Here is a 23789-nt window from a genome sequence, read left to right as displayed (position 1 = left end):
CCCTGGTGGCGGCGGTGCTCGCCGGGCGCGGCGACGTGTTCGCCGGCGACATTCAGACCCGCCCGTCATGGCTGGCGTCACCCACGCTGCGGCGGACGATCCGGTCCGGCCGACCGATCATGATGGGGACGGACAGCCTGCCGATGGACAGCGACCGGGAACGGGTCGGCGCCTTCGGCCAGGTATTGAACACGCCGATCGACCCGGACCGGCCGGCCGCTTCCATCCTCGCGGCGATGAAGCAGGCTGGCCACCGGCTCTACGGCCACCGGGCGTCGACGACAGGTGCATTTCGCCAGCAATTCGCCTGGCATCGCGGCGGGCGGCGGCGGGCGGCATGAGGATCCTGTTCCTCGCCCCGCAGCCGTTTTTCGTCGAACGGGGAACGCCGATCGCCGTGCGCTACGCGGTCGAGGCGCTGTGCCGCGCCGGCCATGAGGTTGACCTGCTGGTGCTGCACGAGGGCGCGGACCTCCATATGCCGGGCCTGACGATCCATCGCGCCGGGCGGCCGCCCTTCGTTGCCGCCGTGCCGATCGGCATGTCCGCATCAAAACTGGCCTGCGACGCCTTTCTCGTGGCCGCCGCCACGCGCCTGCTGATGCAGCGCCGGTATGACGTGGTTCATGCCGTCGAGGAGGCGGTTTTCCCGGCGCTGCTGCTGAAGCTGCCGGGTCGGTTCAAGCTGGTCTACGACATGGATTCGCTGCTCGGCGAACAGATCGTCGAGAAGTGGCCGCGCCTGTCGTTCCTGCGTCCCCTGCTGAGGGCGGTCGAGGGATGGCCGATGCGCGGGGCGGATCTGGTGCTGCCCGTGTGCTCCGCGATCGCCGAGCGCGTCGCCCGGGAAGCGCCGGGGCAAACCATCCATGTGCTTCCCGACGCCGCGCCGGCCAAAACGACCGGCGATCCCGCCGAACCGGTGATGAACCTGCGCGCGCTGGTCGGCGGGGAGGGGCCGATCGCGCTCTATGTCGGCAATCTGGAACATTATCAGGGCGTCGACCTGCTGCTGGAAGCGATGGCCGATCTGCCGGCGGACAATGACCTGTCGCTCGTCATCGTGGGCGGGACCAGGGATCATCTGGCCGAGGCGCGCGCCACCATTGGCCGGCTGCGCATCGAGGACCGGGTTCATCTCGCGGGGCCTGCGCCGCTCGCGCATCTTCCGCACCTGCTCGCGCAGGCGGATATTCTCTGCTCGCCGCGCATCGCCGGTGTGAACACGCCGATGAAGCTATACGCCTATATGCAGGCGGAACGGGCGATCATCGCCACGGCGATCCTGTCGCACACCCAGGTGCTGTCGTCGGCACATGCCTGTCTGGTCGCGCCCGAACGCGGGGCGATCGCGGCTGGCCTGACGCAGCTTGCCGACGACGCATCGCTGCGGGCACGGCTCGGCGAAGCCGCCGGCAAGGCAGCCGAGGATTACAGCCCGGCGGCCTTTGAGGCGCGGCTGCGCACTGCCTATGCCGCTCTGGGTGAGGCGGAACCCCGGCGGGAGCGCCCGCCTCTTGCGGCGATGCGGCGCGGGCAATGACCAAGATGCACTCGCCCGGCACGCTGCGCCCACCCCCAGAACCGGATTTCTCGGTCGTGGTGCCGCTGTATAACGAGGAGGAGAATGTCGCGCTGCTGCACCGGGCAGTGACCGACGCGCTGGCGCAGGATCCGCGCACGTTCGAGCTTGTGCTGGTGGATGACGGCAGCCGGGATGGCACCCTGGCCCGGGCCGCCGCGCTGGTGGCGACCGATGAGCGGGTGCGCGTGGTCGAGTTCGCGCGCAACTACGGCCAGACAGCGGCCATGGCAGCCGGCATCCACCATGCGCGCGGCCGGGTGATCGTCACCATGGATGGCGACCTGCAGAACGATCCGCGCGACATTCCCGCCATGCTCGACCTGCTGGAGCAGGGGCATGACATGGTCGCTGGATGGCGGCGCAAGCGGCAGGACGAAGGCAAGCGAATGTTCGTCTCCAAGGTGGCGAACCGCATCATCAACGGCCTGCTTGGCGTGTCGGTCCGCGACAGCGGCTGCTCGCTGAAATGCTATCGCCGCGAACTCATCCAGAGCCTGCCCTTCTATGGCGAGATGCACCGCTTCATCCCGGCGCTGAGCCAAATGGCGGGGGCGCGGATCAAGCAGGTGGAGGTGCGCCACCACCCGCGCCGCTTCGGCACGTCGAAATACGGCTTTTCGCGGATCTACAAGGTCGCGCTCGATATCGTCTCGATCCGGTTCCTGCTGCGCTATTCGCAGCGGCCGCGGACATGGATGCTACGCCCGACGCTCGCCGCCCTGCTGCTGGGGCTGGCGATCCTGCTGCTGGTCGAGATCGAGCGCCCCGGCGTGATCGTGGGATGGTCGATCGTGCTTCTGTTCGCCCAGCTTGCCCTGTTCATGGGTGCCTGGTCGATGCTGGGATATTTCCTTTCGGTCACCGAGCCGCGGGTGAGCCAGTTCTCGGCGCTCGCCGCGAAGCTCTACGGCTACCGGAAGCCGCCTGTGAGAGAGGTGCCATGAACGCCGCCGGAAAAAGACCCTTGCCGGACCTGTCGGTCATCCTTTGCGTGATGGACCGGATCGATGAACCCGGCGAACTGCTGGCGATCTATCGCCGCGCGCTGGCGCCGATCGGGAACAACATCGAATTCATCTACATCCTCGCCGAAACGCATCCGCGCGTGGACGACATCACCGCGCTGTCGAAAAGCGGGGTGAGGGTGATCCACATGCCCAAGCTCTGCGGCGAGATCTCCATGCTGCGCGAGGCAATCGCGGCGAGCACCAGCGATCTGGTGATGACGCTGCCGCCCTATCTTCAGGTCGAGCCTGGGGTGCTGGCGGGTCTGGCGCACGATCTGGAAGGTGCCGACATGGTGGCGGCCTCCCGCATCAGGGCAAAGGACTCCCTGTTCAACCGCGCCCGGGCGAGCGCCTATCGCAGCGCCACGCGCCTGACGGGCACAAGGTTCGACGATCTCGGCTGCCGGGTGCGGCTGTTCAGGCGGTCCGTGCTGGACCGCGTCGTCCTGCGCGACGAGCATGCCGGATATCTGCCGATCTTCGCCGAGCACGCCGGTTGCCGGGTCAAGCAGGTCAAGGTGCCGCAAGCCGAACTCGATCGCCGGCCCCGATCCTATAATCTGCCGATCTATTTCGACGGGCTGCTCGATGCGGTGTCGATCTCCTTCCTGATCCGCTTTCTCCAGAAGCCCTTCCGGCTGTTCGGCACGATCGGTGCCGCCCTGTTCGCCAGCGGCTTCGCTTTGGCCTGCGTCCTCATCATCGAGCGCGTGATGGGGCAAAGCATCGCCGAGCGTCCGGCGCTGCTGCTCAGCGTGCTGCTGCTCGTGCTCGGCATACAGGTGGCGGCGGTGGGCCTTATCGCCGAGGTGATCCTGTTCACCCGGCTACCCGCCAGCTCGATCTACCGCGTGCGCCGGATCATCGAGCATGTCAGCGAGGTGCAGCCCGAGAATACGCCGGTCCATGCCGGCCACGAGATCTAGCGACAGCGCCATGTATGGCGCGATCATCGTCGGTGGCGGCATCCAGGGGCTTGTCGCCGCCCTTACCGCCGCGGAGCAGGGGCTCCGGCCGCTCGTCCTGGAGCGCGGAGAGCTGGGCGCGGGGGCGAGCACTGCGAGCATGGGCGTGCTCCACGGCGGGCTGCGCTACCTGCAATCGCTCGACATCGGGCGATGGTATCGTTCGCGCCAGAACCAGGACTGGTTCGCCCGCGAGTTCCCCGAGCATTGCGAGCCGCTGCTTTGCCGCATGCCGCTTTATCGCGGTGCCCTTCGCTCGCCGCTCCTGTTTCGGGGCGCCTTTCTTGCCGAGCGCTGGCTTTCCCGCCTGGCCTTCTCCGCGCCCCGGCCCCCGGCGCTGCCGTCGCCCCCGCGCGTCGCGCGCGGCGATCACGCGTTGCCTCCACAGGTCACGAAGCGCGGCCTCGTGGGCGTTGCGGAATGGTCGGAACTGGCCATCAGCGATGCGCCGGCGCTGCTCGCCGCCATGGCCGCCAGGGTCGAGGCCATGGGCGGGGACATCAGACAGCAGGAGGAAGCGACGGAACTGGCGGAGCGGCCTGGGGGCGGGCTGTCCCTCACCACGCGCGCGCGCGGCCGGGAGAACAGCTATGCCGGCAGCACCGTCCTGATCTGCGCAGGCGGCGGCGCTCGCTCCCTGGCTGCGCGCTGGGACCGGGATCTGCCGTTGCTTTCCGCCCGGGTGCTGGCGTTCAACCTCCTGTTCGATCGGCCGATGGAGCCCGGTGTCGCGCTGGCGCTGTCAGCAGCGCCCGGCAGAGGCCGCAGCTTCTTCCTGCGCGCGCATCAGGGCGGAACGCTGACCGGGACTTTCTATCACCCGCTGCCCGAGGATCTCGGCCGCGAGCCGAGGCCGGCCGTGCCGCAAGCGCTGATCGACCGGGCGACCGCCGAGATCGAGCGCGCTGCGCCGCAGCTGCGGGGCGGCCGGGTCATTGAAGTCTGGGCGGGAGCGCTGCCGGACAAGACGGGACGAGGAGTGACGTTGCGCAATCGAGACCTGATCGTGGATCACGCGAAGCACGGCGGGCCGCGCGGCCTGTTCACATTGCTGGGCACGAAGCTCACCACGGCCCGGTCGCTGGCGCTGGCCGCGCTGGAGCGTATCGGCCCTGACGCTGGCCTAAGCGACCCGCCGGGGCTGTGGATGACGACGGCATGATCCCGGTCGCCCCACTCGACCTGATCGCGCTGACCGGCGCCAGCGGCCTGCTGGGCGGTGCGGTCGCCCGGCGTCTTCAGGACGCCGGTTTTCGCGTGCGCTGCCTGTTGCGCCGGCCCGATCCGACCGTGCCGGGCGAGGCGGTGATCGGGGATCTCGCCGACGTGGCGGCGATCGACCGGCTCGTCGCGGGCGCGGCAGCGGTCGTCCATATCGCCGCCATGTACCGCAGCGACGGCCCGGCCGAGGAATTCATGGCGGTCAATCGCGACGGCACCGAGCGTCTGCTCCGCGCCGCGCAGGCGGCGGGGGCACGGCGGTTCGTGCAATGCTCGACCATCGGCGTCCATGGCTCGGTCCCGACCAGCCCGGCCGACGAGAACGCCCCCTTCGACCCGCGCGATGCCTATCAGGAGAGCAAGCTCGCCGCCGAGCGGATCTGCCGCGCGGCGGTGGGGACCGGCCCGATGGAAGTCGTCATCCTGCGCCCCTGCGGCATCTACGGCCCCGGCGACACCCGGCTGCTGAAGATGTTCCGCATGTTGCAGAAGCGCATGTTCGTGCAGATCGGGGAGGGGAGCGCCAACTTCCATCCGGTCTTCATCGACGACCTCGCCGAAGGCTTCATGCGCGGGCTGACGGTACCCGGCCTCGATGGCGAGACGTTCATCCTGGGTGCCGCCGAATATATCCCGCTCAAGGCGTTCATCGCACAGGCGGCTGCGGCGCTCGGTCGCGCGCCGCCGTGGATCCGATTGCCCTACAAGCCGGTCGAGCGTGTCGCCGACCTGTGCGAAGCGATCTGCCGCAAGCTCGCGGTAGAGCCGCCGCTGCACCGCCGCCGGCTCACCTTCTTCAAGCACAACCGGGCCTTTTCCATCGCCCATGCGCGCGAGCGCCTCGGCTATGAGCCCCAGGTCGATCTGGCCGAGGGCTTCAGGCGAACGGTCGCCTGGTATCGCCAGCAGGGAATGCTCGAATGAGCCCGGCGGCGCTCGATCTGGCCCCCGATGTCGTGTCCTCCGGCGATGCCTATGCAAGGCGGTTCGCGGGGCGGGCAGGGCGGCTTTTTCTCGACCGACAGGAGGAGGTCATTGCCAGCGCCCTGGCCGACAAAAGAGGCGTGACGATCCTCGACGTCGGCGGCGGACATGCGCAGCTGAGCGGGCCGCTGGCGGCACGCGGCCATCAGGTCACGGTTTCGGGCAGCACGGCGGCCTGTGCCGACCGGCTGGCCGGCGACCCGCGCAATGCCGGCGTGGCTTTCGAGGTCGGCGCGCTCGACCGGCTGCCGTTCGAAGATCAGGCGTTCGACACGGTGGTTTCGATCCGCCTGATGGCGCATGTCGCCGACTGGCGCGCCTTCCTGGCGGAGTTGTGCCGCGTGGCGAGCAAATCGGTGGTGATCGACTATCCCGATCTCGCCAGCGTCAATGCGCTGTCCTTCGCCACCTTCGCGCTGAAGCGCTGGGTCGAGGGCGATACGCGGGAATATCGGAACTTCACCGCCGCGATGCTGACGCGTGAATTCGCCCGCCACGGTTTCCACGTGAGCGGGGTGGAGCGGCAGTTCGTTCTGCCCATGGCCCTGCACCGCGCGTTGCGCGCGCCGACCTTGCTGACTCGCGCCGAGCAGGCCAGCGCCCGCATCGGCCTGACGCGGCGGTTCGGCAACCCGGGCGTGATGCGAGCCGACCGTGTCGCTGGATAGGCGGGCGATCCCGGGCGCACGGGATAAGCGGCGAAGGGCGCTCTTTCCGCTCAAGCTGGCGGTTTCGGCAGGGCTGCTTGTCCTCCTCTTCCGACACATACCGCTGGACCGCGGCGCTTCCCTGCTGCTTCACGCCGATGCCTTGCTGGTTGCGGCGGGAGGCGCGCTCATGGTCGCGCAGACGGGGCTGAGCGCGCTCAAATGGAAGGTGCTGCTGCGCGGGCAGGGCGTGATCGTGCCTTATGCGAAGCTGATCCGCACGTGCCTCCTTGCCAATTTCGTCAACCTGTTCTCGCCGGGCGTCCTTGGCGGTGACGCCTATCGCTCGATCGCGCTGCGGGAGCATACCGGCGGGCTCGCACGATCGCTCCCCTCGATCATCGCCGACCGGACCACCGGCCTAGTTGTACTCGTCGGTCTGGCCGCGACGGGCGTCAGCCTGTATTTCGTGCCGGCGGCGCCCGCGCTTGCCGCCGGGCTGATCCTCCTGACGGCGCTGCTGGGCTACGCGCTGCTGGTGGCGGTGGTTGATCCCTTGCTCCACCGCCTGATCGCCGGCCGGGAGCATTCGCTGATGGTCCTGCTCTCGGGCATCCTGGTGGCGCTGCGACCGACGCGCGCGCTCAGCACGGCCTTTGCCATCGCGCTGGTGTTTCAGCTCAACACCATCTTCATCGTCTACGTCTGGAGCACGGGACTGCACCTTTCGGCGAGCGTGTTGCAGCTCTTCCTGATCGTGCCGACGGTGTACCTTCTCGAAATGGTGCCGATCTCGGTCAGCGGCGTGGGGCTGCGCGAGGGGGTATATGCCGTGCTCTTCTCCTTTTTCGGCCTGCCGCCGGAGCAGGGCCTGGCCCTTGGCCTGCTCACCAGCATCATGCGCTATGTGGTGAATGCGATCGGCGCGCTCATCTGGTTCGTGCCCGATGGTTCGCGGCTTGAAGCGGTCTCGGTGCCCGGCCGGGCGTGATCTCAGGCCCGGTCGGCAAGGGCGAGGCGCTGCCGCAATTCCGAACGCTTGAGCTTGCCATTCTCCGTCCGCGGCATGTCGGCGATGGCGATGATCCGTGCCGGCCGCTCGTGCGCTTCGAGCCGGGCGGCCAGTTGCCGCAGGCACGCCCGCGCCTCAAAGCCACTGTCCGCCCTGGTGGCGACGAACAGGACCGGGACCTGCCCCGTCAGGCCCTGCGCATCGGCAACGCCGACGCAGCCGGCGTCCAGGATGCCGTCAATGGCGAGCGCCGCCTGCTCCACGACGACCGGATCGACCTTCTTCCCCCCGACGTTGATCTGGTCGTCCACCCGCCCGACCAGGGTGAGATAGCCCCCGTCATCCAGCCGTCCGAGGTCGCTGGTGCGCAGCCAGCCGTCGGCGGTGCGCGTACACGATGTGGTTTGCGGATCCTGCCAATAGCCGCTCATCTCGGCCGGGGAGCGGATCTGGATCACGCCCTCCTGCCCGCAGGCGAGCGGCCGATCCTCCTGATCCGTGATGCGGAGCGCGACACCGGGCGCTGGCCGGCCGACGCTAGCCAGCCTGGCATCGTCGCCATGGAAATCGAGAAAGCAGCTGCGCGAAGCCTCCGTCAGCCCATAATGCATGCACAGCCGCGTCAGGGGGAGGAACCGAGCCAGCGCGCGCTTGCGCTCCTCCGCCATCGGGGCGCTGCCCAGCTCCACATAGCGCAGCCGACGGGCGGCGCCGGCGAGCTCGTCGCGCCCGAACCGTTCCAGCATGGCGATGCCCATCGGTACGCAGGACAGGCCAGTCACCCGGGTATCGGCAAGCGCATCGACGACCAGCGCCGGAAACGAGAGCCCCGGCACGACGACGAGGCTCCCGCCCGCCAGTACGGCGCAGCGGATGCGGCCGAGGCCGAAGGAATGGGAGAGCGGCACCGTCACCACTTCGCGATCCTCCGGCCCATTGCCGATGAAGCCGTTGGTAGCCAGCGCGGCGGCATGGATCGCGCCATGGCTGAGCATGACGCCCTTGGGCGTTCCGGTGCTGCCGCTGGTGAAGAGGATGTCCGCGATCGCCGCAGGCTGGGGCAGCGCCGGGTCGAGATCGACCTCCGGCGCGTCCCTTGGCGGCAGGTCGCCGGCGAACAGCGCGTCGAGCGCGGCGCTATCAAGATGCACCGCCGCCTCGGTCCGCGCCGCCACGCGCGCAGCGGCCTCGCCGCGCGACGCCGTCACGGGAACGGCGATCGCGCCCGCGAGATGCGTTCCGAAATAGGCGGCAACGAAGTGAAAGGGTTCCGCCGAAGCCTCGATGACCACGCGCGCGCCCGGCACCGTCTGGCGCCTGAGCAGCCAGTGCCGCACCCGGCACGCCAAGGACCACATTTCCGCGAAGGTGATCCAGCGGTCTCCGTCCGCGATGAACGGCGCGGCCCCGCGCAATCGCGCATTCCGCCGGAGCGCGGCAACGACGGTCGTCGGCCCGTCATTCACGATTGAAGACCACTTTCGCCGGGCTTCCCGCGACAATCGAATAAGGCGCTATCCTGCCCGACACGACGCTGCCCGCCCCGATCACGGCGCCCTGCCCGATCCGGCAGCCGTCCAGCACCACGGCGCCTGACCCGATCAGGACATCGTCGCCGATCGTGATCCCCTTGTCGCGGAAGCCCTGTTCGGTGATGAGCCTGTCCTTGCGGCGATAGTCCCGGGTGGTCGCGACCACGGTGACATGCGATCCCAGGCGCACGTCATCGCCGATGATGAGGTCCGCCACGCCCGCGATCAGGTGATTGAAGCTTCCCACCGCGCAGTTCCGGCCGAGGGTGATCCGACCCCCGCTCGATTGTATGATCGCCCAGCGCTTGACCACCGTTCCCTTGCCGAAGCGGACGCCGGCCGACAGCTGCACGCTCGAGCCGGGATGTATCCTGGCCCGGTCCCGAATGAAGAAATAGGGCGAGGCGAGAAACGCGGGAATGGCGTGGCGCTGGAGCGACCTTCGCAACCCCGACAGCTTCGCTTCCTTGTCCCTGTCGCTGATCATGGCGCTGATCATGAAGCCGGGCCGTGTGCCGATCGCTCGGCCAGGAACCGGGTCATCCCGGTGAGGGTATCGAAGTTCGACGGCGTCAGATCCCGATTCGAGATCCTGGTGTTGAAGCGGTCCTCCAGCTCCTGAACCAGTTCGATCATCATCAGGGAATCAAGGACGCCGGCCTCGAATAGCGATTCGTCATCGGCGATAGCATTCACATCGTCCAGGCTTACGGTCGCCAGGACATTGCGGACGTCAAGCACAGTGATTTCGCTCACGGTTCTTCCTCTCTCGCACGCAGGCAGCTGTGCTGAGATGAGCCCGCACTGCCCCTTGCAGAAAAGTCGATGTTCTTATGCTGTGTCCGGCCAGGCGCGTTGCTTGCCCGGTCGATCATCGCCGCCCGATTTGACTATCAAGTGGCCGCATCGCCAACGGAAATAAAGGCGAGCCTACCCCTTACTGGGGAGATGGGCGGCTACGATTATACTCCAGCGTCGTGGCGCGCTTGATCAGCTTGTTTTCGGCGCGAGAACCCACATGAACCCTCGACCCCCCAATGGCCTGCCTTCCGCGACCCAAAGCCGCTAAAGTTTCAAGCAGGCACAACCACGCCGAACTGTGACGCGCTATTCCGCCTGGGCAGCGCCTAGCGGCGACCGTCGCCATAGGCGCAGCGCAGCCGATCGCCCGCCCGGCACGCCGCCACATCCGCTTCCCAGCGCGCGCGATCGGCACGGGCGGCGGCGAGCTGGGCCTCATAGTCCGACATGGCCGCTGAATAAGCGGCGCGCTCCTCGCGATATTTCGCCAGCCGGTCCTGCTGGGCGCGCTGATCCGCGGTGATCTGTTCGAGCTGCGCCTGCTTGGTCGCCAGCTGCGCGGCATTGGCGTCCCGCAGCTTGGCCGCCTCCGCCGCGGCGATGGCCTCCAGCGCGAGCTGCTCGGCGCTGCGCTCCTCCGGAATGTCCGATGCGTCGGGCGCGGCGATCGTTTCGGCGGCATCCGCCTCGGGCGCCCCGTCCGGGTCCGGCAGGTCAAGCGTCAGGCTTTCCTGCGGCTCGATGCGGGAGGGCGGAATGTCGATGGTGCGCATCGGCGTGAGCCCGGACTGCGCCAATGCGGGCAGCGATCCGGCGAGCAGCGGCAGGGCAAGGCAGAGCGAAAGGGGGGTACGACGGAACGGCATAAGCGAGGCTAACGCCCTCGGACTTTCGCCTGGCTGAACGGGGCTCGGGCCGATGGACGGACGCTAGCGGGGCTTGATCGGGGCAGGTGACAGTCCGAAGCGCCAGATCGTGGTCGATCGAAATATCTCTCCGGGTCTCAGCAGGGTGCTTGGGAAGCTCGGCTGATTGGGGCTGTCCGACAGATGCTGGGTCTCCAGCGCCACGCCATCGAACGGGTTCATGATCCGCCCGCTCGGGCCACGGTCCGTCCCGTCGAGATAGCCCGCGGTATAGACCTGGATCGAGGGCTCGCTGGTCTCCACGGTCAGCGTGCGGCCCGACGCGGGATCCGCCAGCCGCGCGACGGTTGCGAGCTTACCGGCCGGCTTGTCGAACAGCCAGGCGTGGTTGAAGCCGCGCGATCCCATCAGCGGTGAGCGGCTGTCGATCCCGGCACCCAGCGGGGATGGCGTGCGCAGGTCGAGCGCGGTGCCGGCGACCGGCGGGAAAGCGCCCGTCGGAATGCCGCCCGCATCGGTCGCGACATAGCGGTCGGCCAGGATCTGAAGCGTCTGCGACCGGACCGTGCCGGATCCTTCGCCGGCCAGGTTGAAATAGGCGTGATTGGTCAGGTTCAGCACCGTCGGCTTGGACGTGCGCGCCTCATAATCGATACGCAGCGCGTTGCCGGCGATCAGGCGGTAGGTGACGAGCACCTGAAGCCGTCCCGGAAAGCCCTGAAAGCCGTCCGGGCTGTCGAGGCTGAAGGTCACTGCCCGGGCATCGCGATGCCGGACGGTCCATTCCTGCGTGTCGAATTTCGCCGCGCCGCCGCCGTGCAGTGCGTTTGGGCCATCATCGGCGACGAGCTGCACCGGCTGCCCGTCGATCGTGAAACGGGCGCCGGCTATCCGGCCGGCGTAGCGGCCGATCGTCGCGCCGAACGATGCCTTGTGATTCTTCGCGCGGAACTCGGCCGGACTTCGGAAGCCGAGCAGGACGTTGGCGCGCCTGCCGGTGCGGTCGGGGACCTCGATCTGCGTGACGGTCGCGCCGAACGGTATCAAGCGGACCACCATGTCGCCACGGCGCAGCGCGATCTCTTCGTCGTCCTTCGCCTGCGCGCCAGCGGCGGTCGCCAGAACAAGGGACAGGCCGGTCAGCGCTCGCTTGCACATCGTGCTCGCCTGCATTGTGGTCCGAAAGGTCGCCATCCACGAGCCATGGACACATTGTACCTGCCCGACAACTGCCTCTACTGATCACGCCATGGAAGATGGAGGGTCGCCCGTGGTTATCGCTAAATTGGCCGGTCTGGCGCTCGCCGCTTTGCTGCTCTGCCCCGGCCCTGCCATGGCGCAGTCGGCACCGGCGGACGCGGCCAGCGCCGCCGAGATCCGCGCCAAGGTTGCCGCGATGGCCGCACGCATGGGGAAAAGCACGTTCGCGTACGAGCCGCTGGTGAAGGACGGCGAGACGATCGCGGCGCTCGAATATTGGAAGGCGCCCGGCAAGCCCGCGGTTCATCCGGACGAAGCAGAATATGCGCTGGTGATCGAAGGCGCCGGTACGCTCGTCTCCGGCGGCACGCTGGTCGAGCCGGTGGAAACGCGCCCCGGTCTGGTCGAGGGCAGCAGAATCGACGGCGGATCGACGCGCCGGCTGGGGCCCGGCGATGTGATCCTGGTGCCGGCGGGCGTGCCGCACTGGTTCGGGATCGAGGGCAAGCTGGTGCTGCTGGGCATGAAGCTTCCCCGAAAGTAACCTTTGGGCGATCAGCGCCGGAAGGCCGAGCCTGGCGGCAAAACAATGGTCGCGGTCGCCATGAGCGAAGGCGGCAGCGCGCGTCGACTTGCCCGTCCCGTTTCCCGCGTGCCGGCATCGCCACCTTTTCATGTCGCGCCGAGGCTCTGATAGCGCTACCGTGTGGGTACAAGCAGGAGAGAGATCATGGGGGACTGGAACAGGCGAACGGTGCTGACGGGGATCGGCGCGGGCCTTGCCAGCGCCACCGTGCCAGCCATGGCTGGAGCCGGCGCCCCCAGGCGCAAGCTCGGCTATGCCGTCGTCGGTCTCGGCAGCTACGCGACGAACCAGATCATGCCGCAGTTCAAGAATTGCGACCATGCGCAGCTGGTGGCGCTGGTCAGCGGCACGCCCGGGAAACTGGAGCGCTACGGCGCCGAATACGGCATCCCCAAGACGCATCGCTACAGCTATGCGACTTACGACACGATCCGGAACAACCCGGACATCGACGTCGTGTACGTCGTGCTGCCGAACTCGATGCACGCCGAATATTCGATCCGCGCCAGCCAGGCCGGCAAGCACGTGATGTGCGAAAAGCCGATGGCCACCACCGCCGCCGAGGCGGAAGCGATGATCGCCGCCGCCAGGAAGGCGAACCGCAAGCTGATGATCGGATACCGCTGCCATTTCGAGCAGCATAATCTGCGCGCAATCGAGCTGGTGAAATCCGGCTTTGTCGGCCGCCCGACGCTGATCACCGCCGAACACGGCTTCTACGCGCCCGCCGGCATCTGGCGGCTCGACAAGGCCATGTCGGGGGGCGGATCGCTGATGGATATCGGCATCTACAGCCTCAACGCCGCGCGCTACCTTGCCGGCGAGGAGCCGGTTGAGCTGGTCGCGACCGAATGGACCGACAAGAGCGATCCGCGCTTCAAGAACACCGAGGACCGCATCGACTTCCAGCTGAGATTCCCCTCGGGCCTGATCGCCAACTGCGTGTCGAGCTATTCCTCGGGCCACAACGCCTTCCGCGTCACCGGCACAAAGGGCTGGGTCGGCATGGAGCCGGCGACCTCCTACGAAGGCCATCAGATGTGGACGCGCGCCGACGGCAAGACTGAGCAGGTGACGCTGCCGCCTCCACGCAAGAACCAGTTCGCCGCGCAGCTCGATCACCTGCCCGAAAGCGTGCTCACCGGCATTCCGCTGCGCGCTTCGGGCGAGGAGGGGCTGCGCGACATGCGGCTGATCGAGGCGATCTACCGCTCGGCACGCGAGCGGCGGGCGGTGTCGCTGGTATGAACCGCACACACCTCCATCGGCGCGACGTGATGAAGGCGGGCGCGTTGCTCGCCGCTTCCGCCTGGGCGCCCGTGGCGATCGCGAAGAGCACGCGCGATCACAGCGCGCGCATCCGCGACCTGATCGGCCGGATGACACTGCCTGAGAAGATCGGCCAGATGAACCAGATCGCGGGCGGGCGGCAAAAGGCGCTCAACTCGCGCCTCGACGAGGGCATGATGAACCGCGTCCGCCGCGGCGAGATGGGCTCCTTCCTCCATGTCGCCGGCGCCGAGCCGCTGCGCAAGCTGCAGAAGGTCGCGGTCGAGGAGTCGGGGCTCGGCATTCCTTTGCTGTTCGCGATGGACGTGATCCACGGCTATCGCACCATCCTGCCCGTGCCGCTCGCGCTCGCCGCCAGCTGGGATCCGGCGATGATGGAGCAGGCCGCCGCGATCGCCGCCGAGGAAGCGCGCGCCGCCGGGCTGCACTGGACCTTCACCCCGATGGTCGACGTGGCACGCGACGCGCGCTGGGGCCGCGTGGTCGAGGGGGCAGGCGAGGACGCCTATCTCGGCAGCCGCATGGCCGAGGCGCAGGTGCGTGGGCTGGAGGGCGGCGATCCGTCCGCGCCCAACCGGATGCTGTCGTGCACCAAGCATTTCGTCGGCTATGGCGCGGTCGCCGGCGGGCGCGATTACGACAGCGCCGACCTTACCGATCGCGCGCTCCACGAGATCTATCTGCCGCCGTTCCACGCCGCGATCCGCGCGGGGACCGGCAGCTTCATGACCGCCTTCAACGACGTCGCCGGCGTGCCGATGACCGCGCATGAGGATCTGGTGCGCGGGCAGTTGCGTGGCCGCTGGGGCTATCAGGGGCTGATCGTCAGCGACTGGAATGCGATCCGCGAGCTGATAAACCATGGCGTCGCCGCCGCGCCGGCCGAGGCCGCCGCGCTCGCGCTGCGTGCCGGCGTCGACATGGACATGGCGAGCGGCACCTATATCGAGCATCTCGCTGCCGCAGTCGCCGCCGACGCGACATTGCTGCCGCTGGTGGACGAGGCGGTCGGCCGCATCCTCGCGGTCAAGGCGCGGCTCGGCCTGTTCGACGATCCCTACGGCTTCGGCGACGCGAGGCGCGAGGCCGCGCCGCTCGCGCGCACCAAGGCGCGCGAGATGGCGACGCGCTCGATCGTCCTGCTGCGCAACGAGGGCGAGGTTCTGCCGCTCAAGCCCGGCGCGAAGGTCGCGCTGATCGGCGCGCTTGCCGACGACGCCTCGTCCGCGATCGGCTCGTGGCGCGCGCGTGGCCGCCCCGAGGATGCAGTGACGCTGCGCACAGCGCTGCCGCAGGCAACCTACGATCCGGGCACCGATCCCGCCGCCGCCGCCCGTGTTGCCGCTGCGGCCGATGTTGTGCTGCTCGCGATCGGCGAGGATTTCGACTTGAGCGGCGAGGCGCGCAGCCGCTCCGACATCACGCTGCCCGGCAAGCAGCAGGCGCTGGTCGACGCGATCCGCGCGACCGGCAAGCCAATCGTAGCCATCCTGATGAACGGCCGCCCGCTCGCGCTCGAAAAGGCGCTGGCCGGCATCCCCGCCGTACTTGAAACCTGGTTCCTCGGCATCGAGAGCGGCCCCGCCATCGCCGAGATCCTGACCGGCAAGACATCGCCTGCCGGCCGCCTGCCGATGGGCATGCCGCGCGTCACCGGCCAGCTGCCGATGACCTACGCGCACGTCCCCAGCGGTCGCCCCGCCAATCCGGACCTCGCGATCGACAGCGCCCGCTATCGCGACGTCGACGTGGGTCCGCTGTTCCCGTTCGGCCACGGCCTCAGCTACAGCCGCTTCGACTATGGTGCGCTCGCCATCGAGCAGCGCGGCGACGCGGCGGTGGTGAGCGTTGCCGTCACCAACGCTGGCGAGCGGTCGGCCGAGGAAGTGGTGCAGCTCTACGTGCGCGATCCCGTCGCCTCCGTCGCGCGACCGGTACGCGAGCTGCGCGGCTTCCACCGCCTGTCGCTGCGCGCCGGCGAGCAGCGCACCCTGCGGTTCACGCTCACGCACGCGCAACTCGCCTTGTGGAAAGCGGGCAAATGGGTGATCGAGCCGGGAGTCTTCGAGGTGATGGTCGGCAGCTCGTCCGCCGACATTCGCGCGCGAGGCCGCTTTGCGATCGCCGAAGGAGGTGAAGGAACGGCGCCAGCCGCTGCGATCGCGACGGTGGTGAGCGTCAGCTGACGAGCCGCGCTGCCGCACTACAGATAGGAACGCGACGATGATGGACATGACGCGGCGATCGATGCTTGCCGGCGCAACGGCCTTGCTGGCTGCGGGCGCCGCGCGCGCCGCGTCCGGCAGCACGATCACCCGCTTCGATCCGGAACTCGACCGGTTGATCGACCCGGCCAGCCCGATCGAGGTGATCGCCACCGGCTATCGCTGGGCGGAAGGGCCAGTGTGGGTGAAGCGCGGCGGCTACCTCCTGTTCTCCGACGTGCCGGCCAACATTGTCCATCGCTGGACGCGTGGGAAGGGCGCGGCTCCGTTCCTCCAGCCCTCGGGCCTCGCCGGCCCGGTGCCGGCCGGCATCCGCGAGGCGGGCGCCAACGGGCTCGCGATCGACCATGCCGGCGCGCTGATCCTGGCGGATTCAGGCACGCGCGCCATCGCCCGCGTCGATCTCGCCACCAGGCGCAAGACGATCCTCGCCGACCGCTTCGAGGGCAAGCGCTTCAACAGCTGCAACGACGTGGCGATCGCGCGCAACGGGGCGATCTATTTTACCGATCCACCCTATGGCCTGGCGGAGGGCGACGCCTCGCCGCTGAAGGAGCTGCCGTTCAACGGCGTCTATAGACTGTCGCCGACGGGATTGGTGACGGTGATCGACCGCCGCCTCCGGCGCCCGAACGGCATCGCGCTGTCGCCGCGTGGCGATCGCCTGTATGTCGCCTGTTCGGACGAGGAGGCGCCCGAGATCCGCGTCTATGGTCTGGCGGCGGACGGCGCCGCGCGCGGGCCTGGTCGGCGTCTGGTCGACTTCTCCGCCGAACATGCCCGACGCCTGCCGGGTCTGCCGGACGGCATGAAGGTGGCGCGAACGGGCCATCTGTTCGCCAGCGGCCCCGGCGGCCTCTACGTGATCGCGCCGGACGGGCGAAAGCTCGGCCTGATCGCGGTCGGCAAGGCAATTGCCAATTGCGCGTTCGGCGAGGATGGCCGTACCCTGTTCATGACGGCGAGCGATAGCGTCCTGCGGCTTCGCCTCAATATGGCGGCGTAACCCGGTCGCGCTGGGCGCCTGCCGCCCCGGACCACCACGCCAGATCGTCGGCAAAGCGCGGAAAGGCGCGCGTGAGCGAGGCACCGCTGTCGCCCTGGGGCTCGCCTGCCGCATCGAAGGTCCGGCCGATGCCACTGACCGCGATGGTGCTTGAGACAACGACCATGCCCATTTCCGACAGGATGCTGTGCCACGCGACGCCCGCACGTGCGCCTGCAAAGCGTCCGGCCGAGTAGCTGACGATCGCGGCGGGGCGCCAATACCATTCTTCCAGGAAATGGTCCGTCAGGTTCTTCAGCCCCGGCTGAACACCCCAATTATATTCGCCTGTCACGAACACGAAGGCATCAGCGTTCCTGATCTTGTCCGCCAATTCCGCCAGCGCCGATGGCGCCTGACCCGCTGGATATTCCTTGTACATACGGTCCAGCATGGGCAAATCGAGCACCTTGGCGTCGATCAACTCGGGCTCGGCGCCACGCTCGCGAAAGGCGCGAACCAGCCAATTGGCCAGATGGATGCCCTGCCGGTCGGAACGGTAGGAACCGTAAAAGATCAATATACGATCGGCCATGGCGACACCCTCGTTCAGCCTTCCTTGTGATGCAAGGCTGGTTGATCGTTAAGGCGAAGCGCAGAGATTTGGCGCGCTCGCTCAAGCGAGGCTACGGCACCCAGATTTTCGCCTGGCTGAGCAGGGCTCGGGCTGAGGGTAGGCGGCGTGCACGCAGGAGGCCGGCGTCCGCTGCGCGTTCACCGGCAGCGCTGCAGGCGAGTGGGCGAGCAGGCACCAATCCGGTTTTGCACGGATCACCATCATAGCCACGGACAGGTGTAATAAACCGCCCATTAACTTCTTGAACCCAACCAGTGGATCATGATCCACTCTGGTTCATCACCTGAACCTGCGTCTATACTCGGGACCCTGGCCAAGCTCCTTTTTGGCCTCTTGGTGTTCAGCGTGATCACCGGCACGTTCTTGTTCTTCAGGTTTCCTGATCGAACGCGTGAGCCCTTGCCAGATGCTCAGGTATCGAATGGGCGGTGCGTGCTGTGGCTGGTAGGCAGTTCCTCGATACATCGCTGGGCCTCGGCGCAAACCCAGCTCGGAAGCTGGCAGATTCACAATCGCGGGATCGAGGGCGCGCGCTTGCCCGAGTTGCAACAGCGGGTCCTCCTCACCGCGAAGGAGATGGCTCCAACCGCCATCATTCTCTACGCCGGCGAGAACGACCTTGCAGACGGAGTTGCCGACGCGCCTGTCGCGTCACGCCTGGAGAAACTCGCGGGGACGCTTGCACAACAGGCGCCAAAAGCAACGATCCTTTTGGTTTCGATGAAGCCGAGCCCGACCAGATGGAGCAATCGACAGGCTCAAATCGCGGTTGATGCGCGGCTTCGCCGCTTCGTCGCGGCGCGAGCGAACATGGAATTCGTCGACGCCGGGCAGACGCTCCTGAACGGCGGCACGCCAGGGCCATTCTACATGGACGATGGCATACACTTGTCCTCCGCCGGTTATCGAGTGTGGGGCGACGAGATTGAGCGACATCTGGACCGAAGCTTCGACCTCTCCTCCGAACGGTGCAGCCGCACGCGGCTTGCGAGCAAAGGATGAGCCTACCGGGATCGGAGGAGACGAAAGTCCTTCAGGCTAACCCCACGCCGGGCGAGCGCATCGAGGGCCTTGATGTCTGGCGGGTCGCGCTGATGCTCGGCGGCCTGCTGCTTCACGGTTCGCTCTGGCAGCCGCCGCAGCCCTTGTTCACGGTCGTCGGGCTGGTCTCTAGCGCCTTTCGCATGGGATGCTTCTTTGCCCTGTCCGGTCTTCTATGCGGAATGGCGCTGCGCAGACGAACTCTTCGTGAATGGCTGGTTCGCAGGCTCGTCCAGATCGGCTTGCCCATGTCGTTTGGCTGGGGAGTGCTCTGCCCCTCTGTCCTAATGCTCGCGCGCTGGTATCCACATGCCCCCGTGCCGCTGATGTTTGATTGGCATCATATCTGGTTCTTGGTCGCGCTGCTGATGTACGCGCCGGCCACTGTTGCGCTCTACAGGCTGGACGACAGGCGCGGACTGATTGGCAACTTCGCCACGATGGTTGCGGCCGGTTCACCTGCACAACTCTTGTTGAGATTGGCTCTGGCCTCGTTCGTCCTGATGGTGTGGACGAGATTTCTTGTTTACCTGATCGCTCCGAAACCTCTTGTTCCGATGCTCGGTCAGGCACCGAACATCTCCGGTTACTTGCCTTTGTATCTTTTTGGATTGGCGATGGCGCGCTCGCCGATCTTGGGGGATACCCTCTGGCGATCCGTCCGTCCGGCGACCACAATCCTCGCCGTCGTTGGCGCACTTTACACGGCCGTGATGCTGACGGCTCCGATGTCCCCGCAAACGTATCAGATGCATGGCTTGTTGCGGATGGTCGCAGCGGCGCTTTGCCCGCCGGCAGCCTTTGCACTGATCTATCGCTCAGCAATCGCAATGTCGAAAGTCCATCCGCTGATCAAAAAGCTGTGTGACGCATCCTTGACCATCTACCTATTGCATCTACCCCTGCTGCTCGCCCTTAATGCAGCGCTCGCGCCTTTGCACTGGCATCCGTATATCCAGTTCGTAGTTGCCATCGCGATGGCGGGTGGGTTGTCCTACGCGACGCACGTTTGCATCGTTCGCCAAGTGCCGTTGCTCTCCTTGATCGTGAACGGCCGAACGGAGAGCTGGCCCAGGCTGATGCGCTTTCGCTTGAGCATGTTGCGCGCCCGGACCTAGCGTCGTTCACACGAAGCGAAGAGATCCAGCGCAGGCGCCTGTCGGCCCGGCGCGTGCGGATGGAACCGCGCGTGCGCCGCCATGTTGAGGTTGTTCGGCGCCAGCGAGGAGTCTTGGCCCATGCATTTCAACATCAATAGCCAGCACCATGAGCTGGAGGTCGACAGCCGGACCTCGTTGCTCGATCTCGTGCGTGAGCAGCTGCACCTGTTCGGGACCAAGAAGGGCTGCAACCAGGGCGCGTGCGGCGCCTGCACGATGCTGGTGGATGGACAGCGCATCAATTCATGTCTTGCCCTGGCGGTGCAATATCAGGGACGCGAGATCACCACGATCGAAGGCATCGGTACGCCGCAGGCGCTGGCCGACATCCAGGCCGCCTTTGTCGAGCATGACGGGTTCCAGTGCGGCTATTGCACGCCCGGCCAGATCTGTTCGGCCGTGGGCATGGCGAACGAGGCGAAGCGCGGGTTGCCGAGCAACGTGACGCCCGATCTCGCGGCCGAGACGATCGACCTCGACCATGACGAGCTGCGCGAGCGGATGAGCGGCAATCTGTGCCGCTGCGGCGCCTATAACGGCATCATCGATGCGGTGCGCGAAGCTTTGCTCCCGGAAGTGCAGGCACATGCCGGCAAGGTGAAGGAGCCCGCCTGATGCTGACCTTCGACTATCTGCGCGCCGAAAGCCACGAGGATGCGCTGGCCAAGATCCAGGCGGAAGAGGCGCGCTTCCTGGGCGGCGGCACCAATCTGGTCGACCTGATGCGCGAGACGATCGAGGCGCCGCGCACGTTGGTCGACGTGACCGGCCTGTCCACCTCGATCGAGGAGACGGTCGACGGCGGCGTGCTGATCGGTGCCGCGGCGAAGAACACCGCCGTGGCCGAAAGCCGGCTGATCCGTGAGCGCTATCCGATCCTCGCACGGGCGATCCTGGCCGGCGCGAGCGCGCAGATCCGCAACATGGCGACTGTCGGCGGCAACCTGCTGCAGCGCACGCGTTGCTATTATTTCTACGACAACGAGGCGGCGCGCTGCAACAAGCGGGTGCCCGGCGCGGGCTGCGATGCGGTGCACGGGTTCAATCGCATCCATGCGATCCTCGGCAGCTCGGACGCCTGTGTCGCCACCCACCCGAGCGACATGTGTGTCGCTCTGGCCGCGCTCGACGCGCTGGTCCATGTCGAGGGAGGTGAGGGGCGGCGCGTGGTGCCGCTCACCCGCTTCCACACCTTGCCTGGCGCCAGCCCGCAGATCGAGACGGTGTTGAAGCCCGGTGAACTGATCACCGCGCTCGAGCTGCCGGCCACCTCGGCGAACCTTGGCGGCACGTATCGCAAGGTGCGCGATCGTGCCTCCTACGCCTTCGCGCTGGTGTCGGTCGCCGCCACGCTGGCGGTGGATGGCGGCACGGTGACGGGGGCCCGGCTGGCGCTTGGCGGCGTCGCGCACAAGCCGTGGCGGGCGGAAAAGGCGGAGGGCCTGCTGGTCGGTAGACCCGCCATCGCCGACACCTTCCGCGCCGCTGCCGAGGCGGAACTGGCGGCCGCCAGGCCGCTGCGCGACAATGGCTTCAAGGTGCCGCTCGCGATCCGCACCATCACGGCCGTTCTCGAGGAGCTGGCGGCATGAGCGTTCTCAAAGACACCTATGAAATGGCCAAGGGCACGGTGCAGGGCGTGATGCAAAAGGCGATCGCGCTCGCCCCGGATTCATGGATCCCCGGCGGGACGCCCGATCCGCTCATCCGCGAACAGCATGGCCATACCGGCAAGCCGGTGAGCCGTATCGACGGGCCGCTGAAGGTGGCGGGCAAGGCGCCGTTCTCCGCCGAATTTCCCCTCGACGGCATGCTCTATGCCGCCGTTGCGTTCAGCACGGTTGCGAAGGGCAGGATCACCTCCATCGACAGCGCCGCGGCGGAAACGGCACCCGGCGTCGCGCTGGTCATGACGCACGAAAACGTGCCGACGATGAAGCCCATGCCCCTGTTCATGACGAGCGAACTGGCCGCCGGTGGCAATTCGCTGCCGATCATGGATCCGGTGATCCATTGGAATGGGCAGCCGGTGGCGGTGGTGCTGGCGGCAACGCAGGAGCAGGCCGATCATGCCAAGTCGCTGATCCGCGTCACCTATGACACGGACGCCGCCGTCACCACGCTGGAGACCGCCAGGGCGAACGGCACCGACATCGCCGAATTCCAGGGCCAGCCGCTGCGGATGATCGTGGGCGAGCCCGAGGACGAACTTGCCCGCGCGCCGCACAAGGTCGACCATGTCTATCGCACGCCGCGGCACAACCATAATGCGATCGAGCTGCATGGCTGCACCGTCGCTTGGGATGGCGATCGCCTGCGCGTCCATGATGCGAGCCAGGCGGTGGCGCATCACGCCTGGACGCTGGGCGCGATCTTCGACGTCGGCGCCGAGAACGTGCACGTCACCTCGCCGTTGGTGGGCGGCGGCTTCGGCGGCAAGACCCTGTGGTATCATCAGCCGCTCGCCGCGGCGGCAAGCAGGCTCGCCGGCGTGCCGGTGCGGCTCAACCTGTCGCGCGAAGGCGTGTATCGCACGGTGGGCGGGCGCACGCTTACCGAGCAGCGGGTGGCATTGGGCGCCGATGCGGACGGCAGCTTCACCGCCCTGATCCACACCGGTTCCACGATCATGACGCGTCACAATGCGATGCCGGAGCCGTTCATCACCGGATCGATGAGCAGCTATGCCAGCGCCACGCGCCACCTGGAGGTGCGCGTCGGCTATATGGACATGCTCGCCAACACCTTCATGCGCGCACCCGGCGAGGCGCCCGGCACCTTTGCGCTGGAAAGTGCGATCGACGAACTCGCCCATGCGATGGGCATGGATCCGATCGAGCTGCGCATGAAGAACGAGCCGGAGCGCGATCCCACCACCAACCTCCCGTTCTCGCAGCGCGACGTCGAAAAGGCATATCGCATGGGGGCCGAGGCGTTCGGCTGGGCGGCGCGCCAGGCACCGGGCGCGCGGCGCGAAGGCGAATGGCTGATCGGCATGGGCGTCGCGACCGCAACCTATCCCTATTACCGCATGCCCGGCGGCGCGGCGCGCCTGACGATTGCCCGCGACGGCCGCGCACGGGTCGAGATCGCCGCGCACGAAATGGGCATGGGCACCGCCACGGCGCAGAGCCAGGTGATCGCCGACCGGCTCGGGCTCGACATGGAACAGGTCGATTTCGCTTATGGCGACACGCTGTTTCCCGGTCAGGTGTTGGCAGGCGGATCGCAGCAGACCGCCTCCATCGGCGCATCCGTCATCGCGGCGCAGAAGCTGTTGTGGGCCGAACTGCTCAAGCTCGCCGGCAACGATTCACCGCTCGCCGGCCTTTCCCCCGATGAGGTCGGCGGTCTGCGCGGTGGCATCGCCGCGCTGAACGATCCCGCACGGTGGGAGAGCTACGCCTCCATCCTCGCCCGCGCGCAGCGCGACAAGGTGAGCGTCGAGGGCCAGGCGCCGCAGCCGCTCGAGATCCAGCATTGGTCGATGCACTCGCACGGCGCGATCTTCGTCGAGATCGCCGTCAGCAGCGTCACCGGCGAGCCGCGCGTGCGGCGCCTGCTTGGCGCGTTCGACTGCGGCAAGATCCTGAACACCAAAACGGCCGCGAGCCAGTTTCGCGGCGGAATGATCATGGGACTCGGCCTCGCGCTCACCGAGGAGACGATGTTCGACGAGCGATCGGGGCGGATCATGAACCCCAGCCTCTCCGAATATCACCTGCCGGTGCACCTCGACGTGCCGGAGATCGAGGTGATGTGGACCGATATCCCCGATCCGCACACACCGATGGGCGCGCGCGGGGTGGGTGAGATCGGCATCACCGGCGTCGGTGCCGCCGTGGCCAATGCGATCTTCAACGCAACGGGCAAGCGGATCCGCGACCTGCCTATCACGCTGGACAAGCTGTTATAGTCGCAGTCGGCCGGGCCGGCGGTGCAGCGGACGATCGGCTCGCCCGCCCGCAGTCGGCGCATCGGAGCCGTCAATGTTGCTGCCACTTAGAGAAGACACATTCGTCGCCAGATAGAACTGACACACCGT

Annotated in this window: 22 protein-coding genes and 1 pseudogene; 17 read left to right on the top strand and 6 right to left on the bottom strand. The window is 67.4% G+C overall.

Annotated elements, in window-relative coordinates; translation table 11 throughout:
• From AX702_RS22420 to AX702_RS04575, 8 genes and pseudogenes are all read left to right on the top strand, one after another.
• Positions 1-341 (top strand): annotated as a pseudogene (locus AX702_RS22420) (hypothetical protein); the annotation flags it as partial.
• Entirely contained in the window at positions 338-1543 is a 1206-nt protein-coding gene (locus AX702_RS04605; protein ID WP_066776701.1) for a glycosyltransferase family 4 protein, read from the top strand. The pseudogene AX702_RS22420 and the gene AX702_RS04605, both read left to right, overlap by 4 nt.
• A complete protein-coding gene (locus AX702_RS04600; protein WP_231731723.1) occupies positions 1540-2529 on the top strand; it encodes a glycosyltransferase family 2 protein in 990 nt (329 codons plus the stop codon). Before AX702_RS04605 ends, AX702_RS04600 begins: the two co-directional genes overlap by 4 nt.
• The gene (locus AX702_RS04595) at positions 2526-3518 is read left to right on the top strand and encodes a dolichol-phosphate mannosyltransferase (protein ID WP_156455361.1); all 993 of its coding nucleotides are present in this window, start codon (positions 2526-2528) and stop codon (positions 3516-3518) included. Before AX702_RS04600 ends, AX702_RS04595 begins: the two co-directional genes overlap by 4 nt.
• On the top strand, positions 3499-4719 hold the full coding sequence (locus tag AX702_RS04590) for an NAD(P)/FAD-dependent oxidoreductase (protein WP_197420494.1): 1221 nt from the start codon (positions 3499-3501) through the stop codon (positions 4717-4719). The genes AX702_RS04595 and AX702_RS04590 overlap by 20 nt, the downstream gene beginning before the upstream one ends.
• Complete coding sequence (locus AX702_RS04585; protein ID WP_066776709.1) at positions 4716-5702, top strand: NAD-dependent epimerase/dehydratase family protein; 987 nt, start codon at positions 4716-4718, stop codon at positions 5700-5702. The genes AX702_RS04590 and AX702_RS04585 overlap by 4 nt, the downstream gene beginning before the upstream one ends.
• Complete coding sequence (locus AX702_RS04580; RefSeq protein ID WP_066776692.1) at positions 5699-6430, top strand: class I SAM-dependent methyltransferase; 732 nt, start codon at positions 5699-5701, stop codon at positions 6428-6430. The genes AX702_RS04585 and AX702_RS04580 overlap by 4 nt, the downstream gene beginning before the upstream one ends.
• Positions 6417-7400: a lysylphosphatidylglycerol synthase transmembrane domain-containing protein gene (locus tag AX702_RS04575; RefSeq protein WP_066776688.1), complete on the top strand. Its 984-nt coding sequence runs from the start codon at positions 6417-6419 to the stop codon at positions 7398-7400. Before AX702_RS04580 ends, AX702_RS04575 begins: the two co-directional genes overlap by 14 nt.
• A gap of 2 nt (positions 7401-7402) precedes the next feature.
• Here the strand turns inward: AX702_RS04575 and AX702_RS04570 are convergent, their stop codons facing one another.
• From AX702_RS04570 to AX702_RS04550, 5 genes are all read right to left on the bottom strand, one after another.
• Positions 7403-8887 (bottom strand): class I adenylate-forming enzyme family protein, encoded by a 1485-nt coding sequence (locus tag AX702_RS04570; RefSeq protein WP_066776686.1) that lies wholly within the window; start codon positions 8885-8887, stop codon positions 7403-7405.
• Positions 8880-9440 (bottom strand): acyltransferase, encoded by a 561-nt coding sequence (locus AX702_RS04565; RefSeq protein ID WP_197420493.1) that lies wholly within the window; start codon positions 9438-9440, stop codon positions 8880-8882. Before AX702_RS04565 ends, AX702_RS04570 begins: the two co-directional genes overlap by 8 nt.
• A gap of 8 nt (positions 9441-9448) precedes the next feature.
• A complete protein-coding gene (locus AX702_RS04560; RefSeq protein WP_066776681.1) occupies positions 9449-9709 on the bottom strand; it encodes an acyl carrier protein in 261 nt (86 codons plus the stop codon).
• 371 nt (positions 9710-10080) lie between these two features.
• Complete coding sequence (locus tag AX702_RS04555) at positions 10081-10620, bottom strand: hypothetical protein (protein ID WP_066776678.1); 540 nt, start codon at positions 10618-10620, stop codon at positions 10081-10083.
• 63 nt (positions 10621-10683) lie between these two features.
• Complete coding sequence (locus tag AX702_RS04550; protein WP_082745982.1) at positions 10684-11778, bottom strand: aldose epimerase family protein; 1095 nt, start codon at positions 11776-11778, stop codon at positions 10684-10686.
• 112 nt (positions 11779-11890) lie between these two features.
• Here AX702_RS04550 and AX702_RS04545 point away from each other — a divergent pair, with 112 nt between their 5' ends.
• From AX702_RS04545 to AX702_RS04530, 4 genes are all read left to right on the top strand, one after another.
• A complete protein-coding gene (locus AX702_RS04545) occupies positions 11891-12364 on the top strand; it encodes a cupin domain-containing protein (RefSeq protein ID WP_231731722.1) in 474 nt (157 codons plus the stop codon).
• 186 nt (positions 12365-12550) lie between these two features.
• Positions 12551-13654 (top strand): Gfo/Idh/MocA family protein, encoded by a 1104-nt coding sequence (locus AX702_RS04540; protein WP_066776670.1) that lies wholly within the window; start codon positions 12551-12553, stop codon positions 13652-13654.
• On the top strand, positions 13651-15882 hold the full coding sequence (locus AX702_RS04535; protein ID WP_156455360.1) for a glycoside hydrolase family 3 N-terminal domain-containing protein: 2232 nt from the start codon (positions 13651-13653) through the stop codon (positions 15880-15882). The genes AX702_RS04540 and AX702_RS04535 overlap by 4 nt, the downstream gene beginning before the upstream one ends.
• A gap of 37 nt (positions 15883-15919) precedes the next feature.
• On the top strand, positions 15920-16927 hold the full coding sequence (locus tag AX702_RS04530; protein ID WP_066776664.1) for an SMP-30/gluconolactonase/LRE family protein: 1008 nt from the start codon (positions 15920-15922) through the stop codon (positions 16925-16927).
• On the opposite strand, the gene AX702_RS04525 is transcribed toward AX702_RS04530, so the two are convergent.
• A complete protein-coding gene (locus tag AX702_RS04525; RefSeq protein WP_066776661.1) occupies positions 16911-17501 on the bottom strand; it encodes an NADPH-dependent FMN reductase in 591 nt (196 codons plus the stop codon). The two genes, AX702_RS04530 and AX702_RS04525, sit on opposite strands and share 17 nt — an antisense overlap.
• A 387-nt stretch (positions 17502-17888) precedes the next feature.
• On the opposite strand from AX702_RS04525, the gene AX702_RS04520 reads away from it, so the two are divergent.
• From AX702_RS04520 to AX702_RS04500, 5 genes are all read left to right on the top strand, one after another.
• Positions 17889-18545, top strand: a complete 657-nt coding sequence (locus AX702_RS04520) for a GDSL-type esterase/lipase family protein (RefSeq protein ID WP_197420492.1) — start codon at positions 17889-17891, stop codon at positions 18543-18545.
• Positions 18542-19702 carry an acyltransferase family protein gene (locus AX702_RS04515; RefSeq protein WP_156455359.1) on the top strand — a complete coding sequence of 387 codons (1161 nt, stop codon included), beginning with the start codon at positions 18542-18544 and terminating at the stop codon, positions 19700-19702. The genes AX702_RS04520 and AX702_RS04515 overlap by 4 nt, the downstream gene beginning before the upstream one ends.
• A 120-nt stretch (positions 19703-19822) precedes the next feature.
• A complete protein-coding gene (locus tag AX702_RS04510; RefSeq protein ID WP_066776652.1) occupies positions 19823-20359 on the top strand; it encodes a 2Fe-2S iron-sulfur cluster-binding protein in 537 nt (178 codons plus the stop codon).
• The gene (locus AX702_RS04505) at positions 20359-21336 is read left to right on the top strand and encodes an FAD binding domain-containing protein (protein ID WP_066776650.1); all 978 of its coding nucleotides are present in this window, start codon (positions 20359-20361) and stop codon (positions 21334-21336) included. The genes AX702_RS04510 and AX702_RS04505 overlap by 1 nt, the downstream gene beginning before the upstream one ends.
• Positions 21333-23660, top strand: coding sequence for a xanthine dehydrogenase family protein molybdopterin-binding subunit (locus AX702_RS04500; RefSeq protein WP_066776648.1), 2328 nt, complete (start codon positions 21333-21335; stop codon positions 23658-23660). The genes AX702_RS04505 and AX702_RS04500 overlap by 4 nt, the downstream gene beginning before the upstream one ends.
• Positions 23661-23789 lie beyond the last annotated feature (129 nt).

The organism is Sphingomonas sp. CCH5-D11, from assembly GCF_001557395.1.
Lineage (GTDB): Bacteria > Pseudomonadota > Alphaproteobacteria > Sphingomonadales > Sphingomonadaceae > Sphingomonas.
Note: the sequence above shows the minus strand (reverse complement) of the source record. Positions and strands in the feature narration are given on the sequence as shown.

Excerpts from the sequence above, each read along its gene's own strand:
- AX702_RS04605 (WP_066776701.1), top strand. The coding sequence starts at position 338 with ATGAGGATCCTGTTCCTCGCCCCGCAGCCGTTTTTCGTCGAACGGGGA.
- AX702_RS04600 (WP_231731723.1), top strand. The coding sequence starts at position 1,540 with ATGACCAAGATGCACTCGCCCGGCACGCTGCGCCCACCCCCAGAACCG.
- AX702_RS04595 (WP_156455361.1), top strand. The coding sequence starts at position 2,526 with ATGAACGCCGCCGGAAAAAGACCCTTGCCGGACCTGTCGGTCATCCTT.
- AX702_RS04590 (WP_197420494.1), top strand. The coding sequence starts at position 3,499 with ATGCCGGCCACGAGATCTAGCGACAGCGCCATGTATGGCGCGATCATC.
- AX702_RS04585 (WP_066776709.1), top strand. The coding sequence starts at position 4,716 with ATGATCCCGGTCGCCCCACTCGACCTGATCGCGCTGACCGGCGCCAGC.
- AX702_RS04580 (WP_066776692.1), top strand. The coding sequence starts at position 5,699 with ATGAGCCCGGCGGCGCTCGATCTGGCCCCCGATGTCGTGTCCTCCGGC.
- AX702_RS04565 (WP_197420493.1), bottom strand. The coding sequence starts at position 9,440 with ATGATCAGCGACAGGGACAAGGAAGCGAAGCTGTCGGGGTTGCGAAGG.
- AX702_RS04555 (WP_066776678.1), bottom strand. The coding sequence starts at position 10,620 with ATGCCGTTCCGTCGTACCCCCCTTTCGCTCTGCCTTGCCCTGCCGCTG.
- AX702_RS04550 (WP_082745982.1), bottom strand. The coding sequence starts at position 11,778 with ATGTGCAAGCGAGCGCTGACCGGCCTGTCCCTTGTTCTGGCGACCGCC.
- AX702_RS04540 (WP_066776670.1), top strand. The coding sequence starts at position 12,551 with ATGGGGGACTGGAACAGGCGAACGGTGCTGACGGGGATCGGCGCGGGC.
- AX702_RS04535 (WP_156455360.1), top strand. The coding sequence starts at position 13,651 with ATGAACCGCACACACCTCCATCGGCGCGACGTGATGAAGGCGGGCGCG.
- AX702_RS04530 (WP_066776664.1), top strand. The coding sequence starts at position 15,920 with ATGATGGACATGACGCGGCGATCGATGCTTGCCGGCGCAACGGCCTTG.
- AX702_RS04525 (WP_066776661.1), bottom strand. The coding sequence starts at position 17,501 with ATGGCCGATCGTATATTGATCTTTTACGGTTCCTACCGTTCCGACCGG.
- AX702_RS04515 (WP_156455359.1), top strand. The coding sequence starts at position 18,542 with ATGAGCCTACCGGGATCGGAGGAGACGAAAGTCCTTCAGGCTAACCCC.
- AX702_RS04510 (WP_066776652.1), top strand. The coding sequence starts at position 19,823 with ATGCATTTCAACATCAATAGCCAGCACCATGAGCTGGAGGTCGACAGC.
- AX702_RS04505 (WP_066776650.1), top strand. The coding sequence starts at position 20,359 with ATGCTGACCTTCGACTATCTGCGCGCCGAAAGCCACGAGGATGCGCTG.
- AX702_RS04500 (WP_066776648.1), top strand. The coding sequence starts at position 21,333 with ATGAGCGTTCTCAAAGACACCTATGAAATGGCCAAGGGCACGGTGCAG.